Genomic DNA, 16,666 nt, shown 5'->3' with positions numbered 1-16,666 from the left:
GCCATGACCAATCCCCGTCCTCCGTACCGGGCAGTGATTCTTTGCGGTGGTTCAGGCTCGCGCCTGTGGCCGCTGTCGCGCGAACTGTTGCCGAAGCAGTTCATCCGTTTGACCGATGACCGCAGCCTTCTGCAGAACACCCTGCGGCGGCTGGAGTCGGCGGGCGCGCAAGAGCGGCCCATCCTGGTCTGCAATGAGGCGCATCGCTACATCGCGGCGGAGCAGGCTGATGAGCTGGGCATCAAGGACGTCGAGGTCATCCTGGAGCCGTTTGCGCGCAACACGGCGCCGGCCATCGCTGCTGCCACGCTGCGGGCCATGCAGGATGGGGAGGACCCCATCATGCTCATCATGCCGTCGGACCACGTGCTGGAAGACGGCGAGGTGCTCAGCGCGGCATTTGCCCAGGCGTACGACGCGGCCCGCCAAGGCGCACTGGTGACGTTCGGCATCAAGCCGACCGCGCCGCTCAGCGGCTACGGCTACATCCAGGCGGACGAGCCCGGCGCCATGGCCCCGGCGCGCCGTGTGCGCCGGTTCGTGGAAAAACCGTCGCCCGAGGTCGCCCAGCGCTTCATCGACGACGGCGGTTACTACTGGAACAGCGGCATGTTCGCCTTCCAGGCGTCGGTTTTCCTGGCCGAGCTGGGCCGGCTGGCGCCCAAGATCCTCGCGCAGGCGCAGTCGGCCGTGGCGACGGGGCATGGCGACAACGGTCTCTTCCATCTGGACGGCCCGGCGTTCGAGGCATGCCCCAGCGATTCGATGGACTACGCCATCATGGAGCGCACCGACAGCGCGGTGGTCATCCCGCTGGCCGCCTCGTGGAGCGACGTGGGTGCGTGGGACGCCGTATGGGGCATCGCCCAGAAGTCGGTGGAGGGCAACTCCACCACGGGCGACGTCATGGTGGAGGATTCGCGCAACTGCCTCATCCATTCGACCAGCCGGCTGGTGGCCTCGGTGGGCCTGGACGACATCGTGGTCATCGAGACGGCCGACGCGGTCCTGGTGGCGCACAAGTCGCGCTCGCAGGACGTCAAGCGCCTGGTCGAGGTCTTCAAGTCGCAGCACCGCAGCGAACTGAACCACCACCGCGAGGTCCAGCGGCCGTGGGGGTCGTACGACTCGGTCGGCCAGGGGCCGCGATACCAGGTCAAGCGCATCACCGTGAAGCCGGGCGCGCGGTTGTCGTCGCAGATGCATCACCACCGCGCCGAGCACTGGATCGTGGTGTCGGGTACGGCGCGCATCTACAACGGCGACAAGCAGTATCTGCTCACCGAGAACCAGTCGACCTACATCCCGCTGGGCGAGATCCACAGCCTGGAGAACCCGGGGAAGATCCCGCTGGAAATCATCGAGGTGCAGTCGGGCGCCTACCTTGGCGAAGACGACATCGTGCGTTTCCAGGACATCTACGGCCGTGTCTGAGCGGGTTTCAGTTCCTTTCTGGCGCCCCGGCATGGCAAGGATTTGCCTGCCCGTGGCGGCCCTCTTTTTCATCGTTCTGATCACGGTGGGCAACCTGCCCGGGCTGGCGGCGGACATGTCCGATGCCTTTGGCGACAAGCGGCTGCATCTGGCCGCCTACGCCTTCCTGACCGGGCTGATCTACGTATCGGTCAACCGGCGCCCGGCGCTGGTGGCCATGCTGACGGTTACCGCATTGGGAGTGGTGGACGAATCCATCCAGTCCCTTTTTCCCTACCGAGAGGCTGAACTCTTAGACCTTTTGGCCGATATCTCAGCGGCTGGTGCAACAGTAATCTCTTTGCACATTGGTAACGCAGCCATCGGCTCCTTTCGTGCAGTCACTAAGTCTTAAGGACACAACCATGCCAAAACGGGCACTGATTACCGGCGTAACTGGCCAAGACGGGGCCTATCTGGCGGAGCTTCTGCTGGCCAAGGGCTATGAGGTCCACGGCATCAAGCGGCGCGCTTCGCTGTTCAACACAGCGCGGATCGACCATCTGTACCAGGACCCGCACGACCAGCCCCGCAATTTCGTCCTGCACCACGGCGACATGACGGACTCGTGCAGCCTCATCCGCATCGTCCAGTCGGTGCAGCCTGACGAGATCTACAACCTGGCCGCGCAAAGCCACGTGGGCGTCTCGTTCGAGGAACCGGAATACACGGCCAACGCCGACGGCCTGGGCACCCTGCGCCTCTTGGAAGCCATCCGCATCCTGAAGCTGGAAAGCAAGTCGCGCTTCTACCAGGCGTCGACGTCCGAGCTGTACGGCCTGGTGCAGGAAACGCCGCAGAAGGAAACCACCCCCTTCTACCCGCGCAGCCCCTACGCCGCCGCCAAGCTCTACGCCTACTGGATCAGCGTGAACTACCGCGAAGCCTATGGCATGTACGCCTGCAACGGCATCCTGTTCAATCACGAATCGCCCAAGCGCGGCGAAACGTTCGTGACGCGCAAGATCACCCGCGGCCTGGCGCGCATCGTGCTGGGGCTGCAGGAATGCCTGTACCTGGGCAACCTGTCCGCCCTGCGCGATTGGGGCCACGCCCGCGACTACGTCGAAATGCAGTGGCTGATGCTGCAGCAGGACACGCCCGAAGACTACGTCATCGCGACGGGCATGCAATACAGCGTGCGCGAGTTCATCAACACCGCCGCGCGCGAGCTGGGCATCCTGCTGGCATGGGAAGGCGAAGGCCTGGAAGAGACGGCCACGGTGCTGTTCTCGCCGGTGCATGACGTCAAGGCCGGCCAGGTCATCGTTCGCGTCGATCCGCGCTACTTCCGTCCGACTGAAGTGGAGACCCTGCTGGGCGATCCCACCAAGGCCCGCGAAAAGCTCGGCTGGTCGCCCCGCACCACGTTCGCGCAGCTCGTCAAGGAAATGGTCGAGGCGGACCTGAAGGACGCGCGGCGCGATGCGCTGGTCGAACAGAACGGCTACGAAATCTACGCCTACAAGGAGTAGCCCGCCATGACGAACCTGGACCAACGCGTTTTCGTCGCCGGCCACCGCGGGATGGTGGGCGCGGCGATCACCCGCGAACTGCACCGGCGCGGCTACGAGAACGTGCTGACCCGCAGCCGCGCGGAACTGGACCTGGAAAACCAGAACCAGGTGCACCGCTTCTTTTCGACCACGCCGGTCGACGTGGTGTACCTGGCCGCCGCCAAGGTCGGCGGCATTCTGGCCAACCAGACGCATCCGGTGGACTTTCTGTACAAGAACCTGATGATCCAGTGCAACGTGATCCGCGCCGCGTATGCGGCCGGGGTGCGCAAACTGCTGTTTCTGGGTTCGTCATGCATCTACCCGCGCGAGGCGCCGCAGCCCATTCGCGAGGATGCGCTGCTGACCGGTCCGCTGGAGTCCACCAACGAACCGTACGCCATCGCCAAGATCGCCGGCCTGAAGCTGTGCGAGGCCTATCAGCGGGAGCACGGCGCGCGCTTCATCTGCGCCATGCCCACCAACCTGTACGGCCCGCACGACAACTACGACCTGCACAGCAGCCATGTGCTGCCGGCCTTGATCCGCAAGTTCCACGAGGGCCGCGAGGCCAACGCGGAAAGCGTGACGATCTGGGGCACCGGGTCGCCGCTGCGCGAGTTCCTGTACGTGGACGACCTGGCGCAGGCCAGCGTCATGCTGATGGAGCATCCGGACGCCGAGGGCATCTACAACATCGGCGCCGGCCAGGACATCTCCATCGCGGACCTGGCGCGGCTGGTGGCGCGCGTGATCGGCTACGAAGGCAAGATCGTCTACGACACCTCCAAGCCCGACGGCACGCCGCGCAAGCTGATGGATTCGTCGCGCGTGCAGGCGCTGGGCTGGCGGCCGGAGATCTCTCTGACGCATGGCATCACGCTGGCCTACGGCCATTTCCTGCGCGAGCGCACGCAACAGGCGCTGCCGGTGGCCTGACGGCCGCGCCAGCATGACAGACAGGGTTACCGATGCTTGGATTCGTGAAGAAACACATCGCCGGCAATGCCTCATTCTGGGGGCTGGTGGAATACGGCATCGGTCCCGTCGCGGCGCTGGTGGCGCTGCCGATCCTGTTTCGCCAGCTCGGCACGGTCGGCTTCGGCCAGTACTCGATGATCATCGCGCTGGCCGGCTTCGGCAACGCGGCCAACCTGGGCGCGGCGGTGACTGCGACCAAGCTGGTGTCCGAGAGCGCGCACGAACCCGGCGGCGCCTATCGCGCGGCCGGTGTCAGCATGTCGCTGATCGGCTGTGCGCTGGCCGTCGTGACCCTGGCTGCCGTGCTGCTGTGGGGCGTGGTAGGGTTGGGCTGGCCAGAAGCCACATTCGGCGGCGTGGCGGTGACGATGCTGGCCATGCCGGCGCTCGCCATCTATCTCACGCAGCAGTATGACCAGCTCTTTTCCGGCTGCCTGAAGGGGCGCGAGGACTTTCGCGCCACCGCGCTGTGCGAGGTCTTCAGCCGCACGGGCACGATGGCGCTGGCGTGCGCGGCCGCCTGGTACACCGCCTCGCCCACGTGGACGGGACTGGCGCAGGCGCTGGGCCTCCTGATCGCGGGCAGCGTCAAGATGCGCGTGTTCTCGCGCGCCTACGACCGCTACATCGTGCGGCCCGTGCGCGATCGCGGCGCCATGATGGCCGCCTTCCGGTTCTCGCGCTGGTCGTGGCTGAACAGCCTGAGCGCGCTGGCCTTCGGCTCGGTCGACCGCGTGCTGGTCGGCAGCCTGATGGGGCCGGCGGCGCTGGCGATCTACACCGTGGGCGTGCAAGTGGGCCAGATCATCCACACCGCGTCCGTCGCCATCTTCCAGAAGGCCATGCCGCGCGTGACCCGCCTGTCGGTCTCGCCGCCCTACCCGGGCGCGGCCGAACGCGAGATCCGCCGCATGATGCTGTGGAATCTGGCGCTGTCGGCCGGGGCAACGCTGGCAGTGCTGGCGGTCAGCCGGCCGCTCTTGAACGTGCTGCTGGGCGACAACGTCGCAGGCGGCCATCTGGGCACATTCCAATTGCTGATCGTGGCGTCAGGCCTCTTGTCCCTGAACGCTGCGGCGCATTTCTCCCTGCTGGGGCTCGGCAACTCCCGCGCCGTCGCGATCCTGAACGGATTGGGCGGCCTGGCAATGCTGTGCGTCATGGCGGGACTGGTTCACGTGGCGGGGGAACACGCCGCAGCCTGGGGCCGCATGGCCTACGCGGCGATCACGCTGGCCGGCGTGGCCCTCGCCATCCGTCAATCCCGCCCCGAGTTTCCGGGCGCCATGCCTGCGGCCACCCGATAACCAACATGCTGAGGTCTTACATGCGCAAGCGCCACAACGAGTATTCACGCCAGCTCATCGACTTCGTCCGCGAGCTCCGTCCGCCAGCGCCTATCGCCAGCGGCCTGCTGCCCAAGGTGACGATCGTGACGCCCTCGTTCAACCAGGCCAAGTTCCTGGAGCGCACCATCCTGTCCGTGCTGAACCAGGGCTATCCGCGGCTGGAATACATCATCATCGACGGTGGCTCCACGGATGGCAGCGTGGACATCATCAAGAAGTACGAGCGCTACCTGTCCTACTGGGAAAGCACGCCGGACCGCGGCCAGTCGCACGCGATCAACAAGGGCTTCGAACGCGCCACGGGCGATTACGTCGGTTGGCAGAACTCGGATGACCTGTATTTCCCGGGCGCGCTGCGCAAGCTGGGCACGGCCGCCGCCAAGGGCCGCGCGCCGATCGTCAGCGGCAACCTGTTCGTGGCGGATGCCAACAACCACATCTTCCGCAAGATCCACTACACACCCGTCAACCGCGGCACGCTGACGGTGGTGAAGGCCTCGATCCCGAACCAGTCGGCCATCTTCCGCCGCGACCTGCTGCGCAAGTACGGCCTGCTGCAGGAAAGCATGCGCTATTGCATGGACCTGGAGTTGTGGAGCCGGCTGCTGCGCGAAGGCAAGAACCTGATCGTGCCGGACGCGCTGGGCGTGTACACCGCCCACGACGAGACCAAGACGGCGCTGATGCAGGACGTGCTGCTCGAAGAGCGCGAACAGATCGTCAGCCGCATCCGGCGTACCGAACCGGGTCTGGGCAAGCTGTTCGAACTGTCCTGCCGCGCCTCGAAAGTTGCCGCGCACGCACGCCAGGGCGATCTGACGTATCTGCTGGAGAAGCTGACCACCAAGATCTTCGGACGCGACGATTGGGCCGCGCACTAGGCCGGACCGACACTGATACGGAACTGCAATGACTACGCGCCGGCTTTCCACCCTGCACCTCCTGGGCCTGTTCGTCTTCACCGCGCTGGCGCTGAACGACGACAGGTTCGTCATCGGGGTGGGGAGCTTCAAGCTCTCGCCCTTCGACCTGCTGTTCGTGGCCATGCTGGGCGTCAAGGCGCTCCGGCTGGCCGACCCGGGCGCGTACGCGTTCCCGCGCGGCGCGCTGGGGGTGCTGCTGGGCATCCAGGCAATCTCGGTGATCTATCTGCTGGTGGTGTCGAGCCATCACCCCGGCATCGAGACGGGCGACGTGGCGCGCGACCTGCGCATCGTCTTCTACTTCCTCTGCACGCCGTTCCTTTGCTACAAGGACATCGACAGTCCGCACGCCTATGCGATCCTGCAGAAGTACATCGTTGCGGCGAGCCTGGCGGTTGCCACGTTGATGCTGGTGGAACAGGCGGCCGGCTTCAGCGTGGCCAATCCGCTGCGCAACGTGCGGCTGGGCGTGTGGGCGATCCCGATGGGCGTGGTGTCACTGCTGTACTTCCGCCGCACGCTGAACGTATCGGGCCCCAAGGCCTACATGCTGACGCTCTACATGGTGATGGCGCTGGTGTTCTCGCTGAACCGCAGCCAGTACCTGCAGCTGGCGATCTCCGTCATCATCGCCGTGCTGCTGGCCGGCAGCGCCGACATCCGCCGCCGCGCCGTGATGATCTTCGCGCCCGCGGCCGTGGCCGGGGTGCTGATCTTCGGCGCCATCGGCTATCTGGACGTGCTGACCGATCGGATCTTCAGCGTCGAGCGCCTGGACGAAGACTCCAGCTACGGCGCGCGCGTCCAGGAGATGGAAGGCCAGATGCAGTTCTTCGCGGAAAGCCCCGTGTTCGGCAAGGGCGCGGGCTTTCGCAGCTGGGTGATGGGCGAAAACGGCTTCGAGCTGAGCACGTTCGCGCACAACTCATGGGCCTTCTACCTGATGAAGTTCGGCGTGGTCGGCACAATCATGATCATGTTGCCGCCACTATTGATCCTGCTGTTCTCGCTCTTTCGGCGCTACGCCCATCCCGGGCTGGAGATGCACCGGCGATATCTGCTCGCCACCGCGCCCATCTACATCTTCATCGACTCGATGTCCGGCGGTCTGGCCTATGCGCCCAAGACCGCGTTTACCGGCTTCCTGCTGTGCTATTGCCTGTCGCTGATGCGCAATGCACAGATCATGCCCGTGCCTCGCCAAGAATCTCCCGCTCCCAGCCCTCGCCCGGATATCGTGCGCCGGGCGCCACCCACGCGAGTAATACCCCATGTCTGATGTCTTGTTTGTCGCACCGGACTTGCATGGCGGCGTCGGAAGATGCGTCGCCTTCATTGTGGATGCGTTGCCGGAACAGGGGGTGGACTCCGCCCTGTTCCTGCTGCGTTCGCGCAATCGCGAGTATCCCATCGCCAATCCCAAGGTCACCCGCGCATTTCCGATCATCGAGTCCCCAACCAAGCTGCGGCTGGCGCTGCCCGTGGCGTTCTTCAAGCTGCTGCAGCACATCCGCCGCGAAAAGCCCGCCATCGTCTGCTCGCACGGTCTGTTGTGCAACATGCTGGTCGTGCTGGCCAGAAAAATCCTGCGCGGCAACTTCCGTACCGTGGCCTTCGAGCACAGCAGCCCGGCCATCCACTACGGCGCATCGAAAATGCGCCGTCTGAAGTGCTGGCTGGTCAGCCAGACTTACCGGCGCCATGACGCCGTGGTGGGCGTGTCGCGCGGCGTGAAGGAAGACCTGGTCAGCATGTTCCCGCCGCTGCGCGGCAAGGTCCACACCATCTACAACGGCGTGCCGCTGGACAACGTGCGCCGGCAAGGCGCGCAGCCCAGGCTGAACGACGGTGGCGAGTCGCCCTACCACGTCGTGGCCGTGGGCCGGCTCGAGGCGGTGAAGGACTATGCCACCTTGATCGACGCGGCCGCGCTGCTGGACGACCCGCGTATCGCATTCACGATCCTGGGCGAAGGCTCCGAGCATGCCGCCCTGCAAAAGCGCATCGACGACAGGCCATCGCGCACGCAGGTCACGTTGGCGGGCCATATCGACAACCCCTTTCCGGTCATCGCCGGCGCCGGCGCCTTTGCGCTTACCTCCGTGCGCGAGAGCTTCGGCAACGTGCTGGTGGAGGCCCTGTGCCTGGGCGTGCCCGTGATCTCCACGGACTGCCCGCATGGTCCCGCCGAGATCCTGGACGCCGGCCGCTACGGGCTGCTGGTGCCGGTCGGCGACGCCGAGGCGCTGGCCGAGGCGGTGCGGCGCCTGGCCTACGACGGCGAGATGCGCGAGAAGCTGGCGGCCCAGGGCCCCGAGCGCGCGGACGCCTTTTCCCTTGAGCGGCACTGCCGCAACGTCATCGATCTCTTCCGCCCGCTCATGCAGCGCGGAACGCCCTGAACAGGACAGCATCATGCAGAAGATACCGGTATCCGTCGTGGTGATGACGAAGAACGAGGAACGCAACATCGCGAAGTGCCTGAAGGGGCTGGTGGAGTTCGACGAGGTCTTCGTCGTCGACTCCAACAGCACGGACGCGACCTGCTCGATCGCCACGGCGATGGGCGCGCACGTGTCGAACTTCAATTGGGACGGCAAGTATCCGAAGAAAAAGCAGTGGTGCCTGGAGCAGCTTCCTTTTTCGCACCCCGTCGTCCTGTATGTCGACGCCGACGAAGAAATGACGCCAAGCCTCGCCGCCGAGATCCGCGAGGTGCTGCCGCGCTTTGCGGCCGGCGCGGGCGGCGCCTTTGTGCCGTTCGACTACGTTTTCTGCGGCAAGAAGCTCGAACACGGCCACCGCGTCTACAAGCTGGCGCTGCTGGCGCGCGACCGCTCGCGCTTCCTGGACTACGACGACCTGGACGTCGCCAACATGTGGGAAGTCGAGGGCCACTACCAGCCGCAGGTCCAGGGCGAAACGTTCGCGCTGCGCCAGCGCATGGTGCACAACGACCACGATTCGCTCTATCACTACTTCGACAAGCACAACCGCTATTCGGACTGGGAAGCGAACCTGCGCACCAAGGGCCTGATGAACGACCCGCGCGAAGCCAATGTGGGCGGACGCGCGCTGCTCAAGAAAATCTTCCAGGCCATGCCGTTCAAGGCGCCCATCTCGTTTCTGCATTCCTACGTCTTCAAGCTGGGCTTCCTGGACGGCAAGGCGGGCTATGACTACGCCGTCGCACGCGCCATGTACTACTGGCAGATCCGCATCAAGACCGAAGAAATCCTGAAGGCGCGCCGGGCCAGCGAGGCCGCCTCGCAGCGCGATGCCGTTGCGGGAGCGGCCAAATGAGCACCTTGCAACGCCTGGACCAGTTCGCGCTGGCGCCGGGTCAGCGCGGGCGTTCGGCGCTGACCGTGCAGTTGTGGTGGATGGTGCAAGGCACGCTCTTTCGCTGGTCGCCGCAGGTGGCCTACGGCTTTCGCCGCTGGCTGCTGCGGTGCTTCGGGGCGCGCGTGGGCCACAAGGTGCTGATCCGGCCCACGGCCACGGTCACCTACCCCTGGAAGGTCGAGATCGGCGACTACGCCTGGATCGGCGACGACGCGGTGATCTACAGCCTGGGTCCGATTCACATCGGCGCGCACGCCGTGGTGTCCCAGCGCAGCTATCTGTGCGCGGCGGACCACGACGCCGGCCGGCCCGACTTCCCGCTGCGTGAACGCGCCGTGCGCGTCGAAGACGGCGCGTGGGTGGCGACCGACGTGTTCGTCGGACCGGGCGTGACGATCGCGCGCGAAGCGGTCATCGGCGCACGCAGCTCGGTGTTCCGCAACATGCCGGCCGCAATGGTCTGCCACGGCAACCCGTGCCGCCCCATCCGGCCCCGCACCGCCACGCCAACATGAAAATACTCATCTATGGCATCAACTACGCGCCCGAACTGACCGGCACCGGCAAGTACACCGCCGAACTGGCCGAATGGCTGGCCGCGCGCGGGCACGAAGTCAGTGTGGTCACCGCCCCGCCCTACTACCCGCAATGGAAGGTGCACGAGGGCTACCGCGGCTCGCGCTATGCCAAGGAAACGCGCCGCGGCGTGACCGTGCGACGCGCGCCCTTGTGGGTGCCCGAAAGACCTGGCGGCGCCAAGCGCCTGGTGCACCTGGCAAGCTTCGCGCTGTCCAGCCTGCCGTCCCTGCTGCGCGCCGCAATGCGCCGCCCGGACATCATTCTGGTCGTCGAACCCGCCCTCTTCTGCGCCCCGGCCGCATGGCTGACCGCGCGCCTGACCGGCGCGCGCGCCTGGCTGCACATCCAGGACTTCGAGGTCGACGCGGCGTTTGAGCTGGGGCTGCTGAAGGGCGGCGCCTTGCGATCGATGGTCAAGCGCGCCGAGCGCTGGTTGATGCGCCGGTTTGACCGCGTGTCGACGATTTCAAACCGGATGCTGGATCTGGCGCTTTCAAAAGGCATCGATCCCGCCCGTGCGGTGCTGCTGCCCAACTGGATCGATGTCAACGCCATCACGCCGCTGGCCGAAGGCGGCGATTACCGTGCACAGCTCGGCATTCCGGATAACGCCATCGTTGCGTTGTATTCGGGGAACATGGGCGGCAAGCAGGGTCTGCAGATTCTGGCGGACGTGGCGCGGCGTCTCAACCGCGAGGACCGCCTGTGGTTTCTGTTCTGCGGCCAGGGCCCGGAACGCGCGGCGCTGGAGGAAAAATGCCGCGGCCTGACGCGCGTCATCTTTCTGGATCTGCAGCCTGCGGAACGCTTGGGCGCGCTGCTGGGCACCGCGGACATCCACCTCCTGCCCCAACGCGCCGGCGCCGCCGACCTGGTGATGCCTTCAAAACTGACCGGCATGCTGGCCAGCGGCCGCCCGGTGGTCTGCGGCGCGGCGCGCGGTACGGAGCTGGCCAGTGTGGTTTCGCGCTGCGGGCTGCTGACACCGCCCGAGGATGCCGTGGCGATGGCCGAGGCGGTGCGCAAGCTCAGCTATAACGCACAAATCCGCGAAACTTTGGGCGCGGCGGCACGGCAGTATGCGATGGCGCATCTGCATGTGGACGCGGTGCTAGGTGCGGCGGAGCGGGAGTTTATGGCGATTGCGAAGAGCAAGGGCCGCGAAGCGCCGGCGGGGACGCGGGCGAGTGAGGGGGATGTTTGAGAGGCGGTGTGTGTCGGACTTGGCGCACGCATTGGCGGGCTCGGGACATCATGCACAGCGTCGCCTTGCCCCGCCGTTCTTGTTTAGCCCGAAGAAAAGCCACAATGTCGATTGTTCTCTTCCGGGAATTGAATCTCCGGGTATAGGAGAACGATCAATTGCGGCAAGGCCATGGACGGCATGAACACGAGCAGAATCGCCAAATCAACCCAGATCGTCACAGGCAACCATAGCCGCCCCTTCCTCGTCGTCAGGGACCTAAAGATCCGGCGACCACCATAGCGCATCAGCACGTCGCCCGGATTCTGAGGAAAAAGGATGATTTTTGGTGGGGGAAGGTCTCCGACTTTATCCATAAATAGATGAAGCCAAGCCCAGATCTGGGTCCCGAAAATCTTCTCGTTAAAGATTACGGGTATCTTGACCAATTGAGGCTCGGGGAGGTTGCACGTATAGCCAACAAGGTAAAGATACGGTTGCGCCTGACCTGTTGACCATTGAATTCCCAGCATCTGATCCCAATCAAGCTCCCACACCGCTTCCGAGCTTTCGTCCGGATACGGAACATAGTAGACACGACGACTACGGCGATCAAAACGCACTTTCGAACAACGATATCGATAGCGCGGACTCAAGACACGAGGAATGAAAAACGACAGAAGACCAATACCAGGGAGGCCGAGTGACAGTATCAACACGCCTGCAGACCAGCCGTCAAAGCCTCCGATCAACGCATAGAGGAATAAAAAAATTCCAGAGAAAACGAAAATTCGTAGAAGCGCCCCCTCCTTTCCGGTTTGCAAAGTATCGGAAACCACTTCGACGCAATTTTCATTGAATCGCGTTGCTTCGATGGCGGGCGTTTCGTGAGAGTCAGCGTCCAGTGGCAATAACGTACTTGCGAAGCGAAACAGCCGCCACTTGCTTTGGATCTCATTGAACGATGGGCGCGGCTGCCCGATCTGCTTACTAGTCCGCATCACTTAGTTTCTGAACGAATGAAGAGACGATGTTTGTGAGTGGCCCCTTCAGGACCGGCGCATGCGCTGGTAGCTGCAGGGCAGCATGGAAAGCATCACCCCGCGCCGCGGTTCTTGTTTAGCCTGTAGAAAAACCACAATATCGATCATTCTCCTCTGGAAATTCGATCTCGGGATACTGGAGAACAATTAGTTGCGGCAGGGCCCAAGACGGCATGTATAGCAGCAGAATAGCCAGATCCACCCAGATCGTCAGGGGCAACCATCTCCGTTCGCTCTTCGTCAGTGACCGCATGACCCAGCGGCCACCGTAACGCATGAGCACATCACGCGGTTTTTGAGGATGCGTGATGATAATGGGCGGCGGCAAACCTTCAACTTTGGCCATAAATCGATGAAGCCATGTCCAGATATGGCCCGCAAAAACCCTTTCGTTTGACATTATGGGTATCCTGACCAACTCCGGCTCAGGCAGATTGCAGGTATAGCCCACAAGATAAAGATATGGTTGCGCATGACCCGTCATCCACCTAATGCCCTGGAGGCGATCCCAATCAAGTTCCCATATTGCCTCCGAGCTTTCCTCCGGATACGGGACATAATAGACGCGGCGATTACGGCGATCAAAACGTACTTTCGAGCCGCGGTAACGGTAGCGCGGCGCCAAAGCGCGAAAAAGGAAGAACCACAGAAGCCCCATACAAGGTATGCCAAGTGTAAGTATCAATACGCCTACAGACCACCCGCCAAAGCCTCCAAACACCGCAAATAAAGATGAAAGAAGGCCATACAGAGTAAGCATTCGAAGAAAAATTCCTGCATTTTCGTTTTGCAACGTATCAGAGACAACTTCAATGCAATGCTCGTTGAACCGCGTTGCCTCTATGGCGGCAGGATCCTCCCTGTCAGGTCGCAGAGGCAGCAACGTACTCGCGAAGCGAAACAGCCGCCACTTACTCTGGATCTCCCTAAAGGATGGACGCTCCCGCAGAATCTGCTTAGTCGTGCGCATTATTTTGGCTCCTGAACTGGAGCGACCAATTCTTCGCGAATAGGATCTATGAGCCACGCACCGCTTGTAAAAACAAGCGGCTCCTGCTGGGGAAACAGTGCGAGGTTTGGCTGGTTCACGATGTCCGGCCTGTAACAGTAATCCAACAAGACCTCCGTATCTCCTCGCATACTAATTTGCCAACTCAACTGACGAGTACCGTCTTGAATGAAGTCCTTACCAATAACTAGGCATTCCGTGTCATAGGGAAAGCGGTAACCCGGAGCAGTTGCGATAGGTCCGCGGACCATACTCAGGCTTTGGCCATTTCTCCTGGCTTTGAGGGTGTACTGGAAAACGTCAGCATGATCCGTGAACGGCGTGCCTTCGCCTAAAGTGGGATAGCCAGGCAGGGCTATAGATAGCGAAAGTGTCCCTATGCTTTCCTTGGCGGCAGCACGTTTCAGGTCAAAGCTGTCTTGCCAGAGGCCGTAAACAGGGATGCTGCGAATCACGATGTCTCGTGCTGACATCGAGGGAGTTTCCCAATTCGCTACAGCGCGAACGCCATACACGGCACCGTGAAAGGCAGTGAGTTCCTGTTCCAGATTTTTATAGCGATATTTCCGATCACCCAGACTCCAATAACTGTGGGCCAACCACACTTCATCGGGCTGGAATTTCGCAAGAGCGGCCTGAACGCTGAAGTAAGCTACTCCGACAGTGGCAATAAACGCAAACACAAACCAGCCGACTGGCCCGATGACGCCGAGGACGGTACCTGAGGCGCTTAGAAGAAAACCAGCTGCCGCCAAGACTCCACATCCAGCCGACGCCAGATACATTCGCCCGGCTTCGGCATTCTGTTGCGTGGTAAAGGCGTAAGCAGCGCGCAACCCGTCCCCGATGGCCGCAATACCGGAACTTATCGCGCCCGCGAATGTGGCTTGTACTCGAGAATTCAATGCAGCCTGTCGCGCTAAGGCAAGGGACTTTCCGTTCGCCAATGCACGTAATTGGATCAGATCGCCCTTCACAAACAAACCGGCGCTGATTACAGCTGTCACTGCAGCAAAGGCACTAGCGCCGATAGCGACCCCGACAAATGATCGATCAACCTTGCCGTTCGCGAAATCTTTGATCGACGATCGAAGCGCCATGATGGCGGAAATCGCGGCTAGACCTGTAAACCCATATTCCCCGCGCACAATCGCAGTCTGCGCGGCGCCGTAGACCCGACTTTGACGGCCCTGCTCCAACATACGCTTGAATACGTTGCCTTCAAGTTGGAACGGCTGCCGATTGTTCACTGTGGGTTGAGCGGACGAAATGCGTTTTACCTGATCACCCACGCGCACCTCTTCGTAAAGCAGCACGGTCGCAGCCTGATTGCGCAATGGCTGCTTAACAGTAATACCCCATTTCCTAAGCTGTTCGGTGTTCATTCTTTGCTCTCCATGAAACTGGGAGTATTGATAGTGCGCCTCGGCACTAGAAACGCGGTACGTGACGATCGTGCTGCCAACACGGACTTCAGCAAATAGGCGTAATCGTCGAACTATCCTATCGGCCGTAGCATCGGGCAAACTCATATCGCCCAGCTGAGACAACATCTGTTTTACAAGTACATCTGAGGACTTAGTCGCCGGATAAGAGACATTGAACTCAAAGATTGGCGCAAAGGCGGCAACCCCAATGTCCAGCACATTTTTCAGCAGCGGAGGGTTGGCGAAGCTGCCGTGCAGCTCTCGGATGCCGTGACCCAGCGCCAACCAGACAGGACTTTTTTCTGGTTGGGCCAACAACATCTTTCGGTAAGTGGATCGACCACTTTCGCTGTGAGTCAGATTTCCAACGCAGTGGGCAACAACGCGCTCATAGTCTTGCGCATTCTCTTTTGCGCCCAGGTCGAAACAGGACAGCACCTTGCCGAACCACCCATCCTGCCAATCCTTGGCTATGGCGCTGCCCCCAGTCTTGATCCAACTCTCTAGGTCGTTCACTAGCGTGTCGATGACGGACTGCTTCCGCTGGACCGCTTGTTCGTACGCTTGCATGTATGGAACAGCATTCCCGAACAAGACATCCGCATTGCTGTTTTGATCGAAGCGAACCAGATCTCGCCTTTTGGCGTAGGCTTGCGGGGTCGCCTGCTTCTGAACGCTCTGCAAGTACTGTTTGATGACGGTCGCGCTCGTGTATGCGTGATTGTTATCGATTTCATAAACCTGCCGATCTGCCGCGGCAACAGCGACGAGATGCGCCAATTCACTCACGACGCCGATCGGGTCGTGCAGTACGACCGCCAGCGGAACGATATCCCTTATCGGAACAAGCTCGACGTGAGCGCCTGGAATGACGGTGTCGTAGGTCGTGAACGACTCGGGGAGAGATATCTCGCTCCATGCGTAGCCCGGCTTTTCGTTCGAGCCGGGTCGTCGCAGTTCCGGTGTTGCGTGAGCAAGCAGCGCAATGTTGAACGCGTGGGGCTGTTCAACGCCACCGGACGGTCTGACCGTTGTCGCCAACCTGGTGCGGATGCCATCGGCATCATTTTCAATGTTCCATAGCCGGGCATGGGTGAGCATCGTCTCACTGGTCAGCAGGTAGACAATGTCCGCTGTCTTGCTCTCTGGGGCAGATAGATAGGGTCTGGCGCTGGCGATCTCGGGGCGAGCGAGCCGCCCCGGGATGTCATCCTGATCGTCTTCGCGAGTCCACCAAATGCGTGCAAAGCGCAGGTCATCGGTGACTTGATAGTGCTGCGTCCACATACGGCCGTGCTGGAAATAGCACAGGTAGACGTAGGCGCCGGGACGCAGCACACGCAGGCCGTATGCCTTGCCAGCGGCCAGCTCGGGATAGCCATCGGTGCTAAGCGTCGGAAACACGCCTTCTTCCCAGGAGCGCTCTGCAACGCCATAACGCAAAGGATAGATGGGCACGCATCGCTGACACGCTGGCGGTGAGATGGCCTTGCCCAGTTGTTTTTCATTGGGACGGTCGGGACCCAGTGCTTTTTTGTAGGGCCGCGTCATGTCGGGTTCCTCAAGATGGCGTGACACCGGATCGTGAGCGCCGCTGCGTGATCAAGAACATTGCGGAGGTCGGCGGCCGCATTGGCGATAGCCAGGGCCACATGCATCACGAAGTTCCTGGACGGACCTCTCTGCAATGTGAAATCGACGACGACGAAGGACTTGTCGTAGACGGCAAATGTGAACCGAAAATCGGACTGGATAGGAATGGCGTGCTCCCGGGAACGACAGGCCTTTCTCATCCCCGATGAGTGCTCAGCCTGCGCGCGGCTATTACGGCACGCGAGCGCAGGCTTGGGTATCAGAC

The 16,666-nt window shown here is 62.2% G+C and carries 14 protein-coding genes; 11 read left to right on the top strand and 3 right to left on the bottom strand.

The features are described from left to right. The first annotated feature begins 3 nt into the window (after positions 1–3). Genes B3098_RS23325 through B3098_RS23275 form a run of 11 tightly spaced genes read left to right on the top strand, consistent with a single transcriptional unit; the run spans position 4 to position 11,350 of the window. Positions 4–1,434 carry a mannose-1-phosphate guanylyltransferase/mannose-6-phosphate isomerase gene (locus B3098_RS23325; protein WP_279974386.1) on the top strand — a complete coding sequence of 477 codons (1,431 nt, stop codon included), beginning with the start codon at positions 4–6 and terminating at the stop codon, positions 1,432–1,434. A 31-nt stretch (positions 1,435–1,465) separates the two neighbouring features. Further along, entirely contained in the window at positions 1,466–1,828 is a 363-nt protein-coding gene (locus tag B3098_RS23320) for a VanZ family protein (RefSeq protein WP_175126162.1), read from the top strand. 10 nt (positions 1,829–1,838) lie between these two features. Beyond that, complete coding sequence (gene gmd / locus B3098_RS23315) at positions 1,839–2,948, top strand: GDP-mannose 4,6-dehydratase (protein WP_286899233.1); 1,110 nt, start codon at positions 1,839–1,841, stop codon at positions 2,946–2,948. Positions 2,949–2,954: 6 nt separating this feature from the next. Then, entirely contained in the window at positions 2,955–3,908 is a 954-nt protein-coding gene (locus B3098_RS23310; RefSeq protein ID WP_105239707.1) for a GDP-L-fucose synthase family protein, read from the top strand. A gap of 44 nt (positions 3,909–3,952) precedes the next feature. Beyond that, positions 3,953–5,257 carry a lipopolysaccharide biosynthesis protein gene (locus B3098_RS23305; RefSeq protein WP_239213175.1) on the top strand — a complete coding sequence of 435 codons (1,305 nt, stop codon included), beginning with the start codon at positions 3,953–3,955 and terminating at the stop codon, positions 5,255–5,257. Between the two features lie 5 nt (positions 5,258–5,262). After that, positions 5,263–6,180, top strand: coding sequence for a glycosyltransferase family 2 protein (locus tag B3098_RS23300; protein ID WP_224776689.1), 918 nt, complete (start codon positions 5,263–5,265; stop codon positions 6,178–6,180). Between the two features lie 28 nt (positions 6,181–6,208). Beyond that, a complete protein-coding gene (locus tag B3098_RS23295; protein WP_175126166.1) occupies positions 6,209–7,501 on the top strand; it encodes an O-antigen ligase family protein in 1,293 nt (430 codons plus the stop codon). Further along, positions 7,494–8,624: a glycosyltransferase gene (locus B3098_RS23290; protein ID WP_175126167.1), complete on the top strand. Its 1,131-nt coding sequence runs from the start codon at positions 7,494–7,496 to the stop codon at positions 8,622–8,624. The genes B3098_RS23295 and B3098_RS23290 overlap by 8 nt, the downstream gene beginning before the upstream one ends. 13 nt (positions 8,625–8,637) lie before the next feature. Further along, entirely contained in the window at positions 8,638–9,525 is an 888-nt protein-coding gene (locus B3098_RS23285) for a glycosyltransferase family 2 protein (RefSeq protein WP_175138034.1), read from the top strand. Beyond that, positions 9,522–10,082, top strand: a complete 561-nt coding sequence (locus B3098_RS23280) for a putative colanic acid biosynthesis acetyltransferase (RefSeq protein WP_056563330.1) — start codon at positions 9,522–9,524, stop codon at positions 10,080–10,082. The genes B3098_RS23285 and B3098_RS23280 overlap by 4 nt, the downstream gene beginning before the upstream one ends. Then, entirely contained in the window at positions 10,079–11,350 is a 1,272-nt protein-coding gene (locus B3098_RS23275) for a glycosyltransferase WbuB (protein ID WP_286899227.1), read from the top strand. The genes B3098_RS23280 and B3098_RS23275 overlap by 4 nt, the downstream gene beginning before the upstream one ends. A gap of 83 nt (positions 11,351–11,433) precedes the next feature. On the opposite strand, the gene B3098_RS23270 is transcribed toward B3098_RS23275, so the two are convergent. The 3 genes from B3098_RS23270 to B3098_RS23260 form a co-directional block, all read right to left on the bottom strand. After that, positions 11,434–12,330 (bottom strand): hypothetical protein, encoded by an 897-nt coding sequence (locus tag B3098_RS23270; RefSeq protein ID WP_286899225.1) that lies wholly within the window; start codon positions 12,328–12,330, stop codon positions 11,434–11,436. Positions 12,331–12,448: 118 nt separating this feature from the next. Beyond that, on the bottom strand, positions 12,449–13,342 hold the full coding sequence (locus B3098_RS23265) for a hypothetical protein (protein ID WP_286899222.1): 894 nt from the start codon (positions 13,340–13,342) through the stop codon (positions 12,449–12,451). Then, positions 13,342–16,359: a toxin VasX gene (locus B3098_RS23260; RefSeq protein ID WP_286899220.1), complete on the bottom strand. Its 3,018-nt coding sequence runs from the start codon at positions 16,357–16,359 to the stop codon at positions 13,342–13,344. The genes B3098_RS23265 and B3098_RS23260 overlap by 1 nt, the downstream gene beginning before the upstream one ends. Positions 16,360–16,666: the final 307 nt, after the last annotated feature.

Source organism: Achromobacter sp. UBA2119 (assembly GCF_002331005.1).
In the GTDB taxonomy this organism is placed as follows: domain Bacteria; phylum Pseudomonadota; class Gammaproteobacteria; order Burkholderiales; family Burkholderiaceae_B; genus Achromobacter; species Achromobacter animicus.
This window is presented reverse-complemented; position numbering and strand designations above follow the sequence as displayed.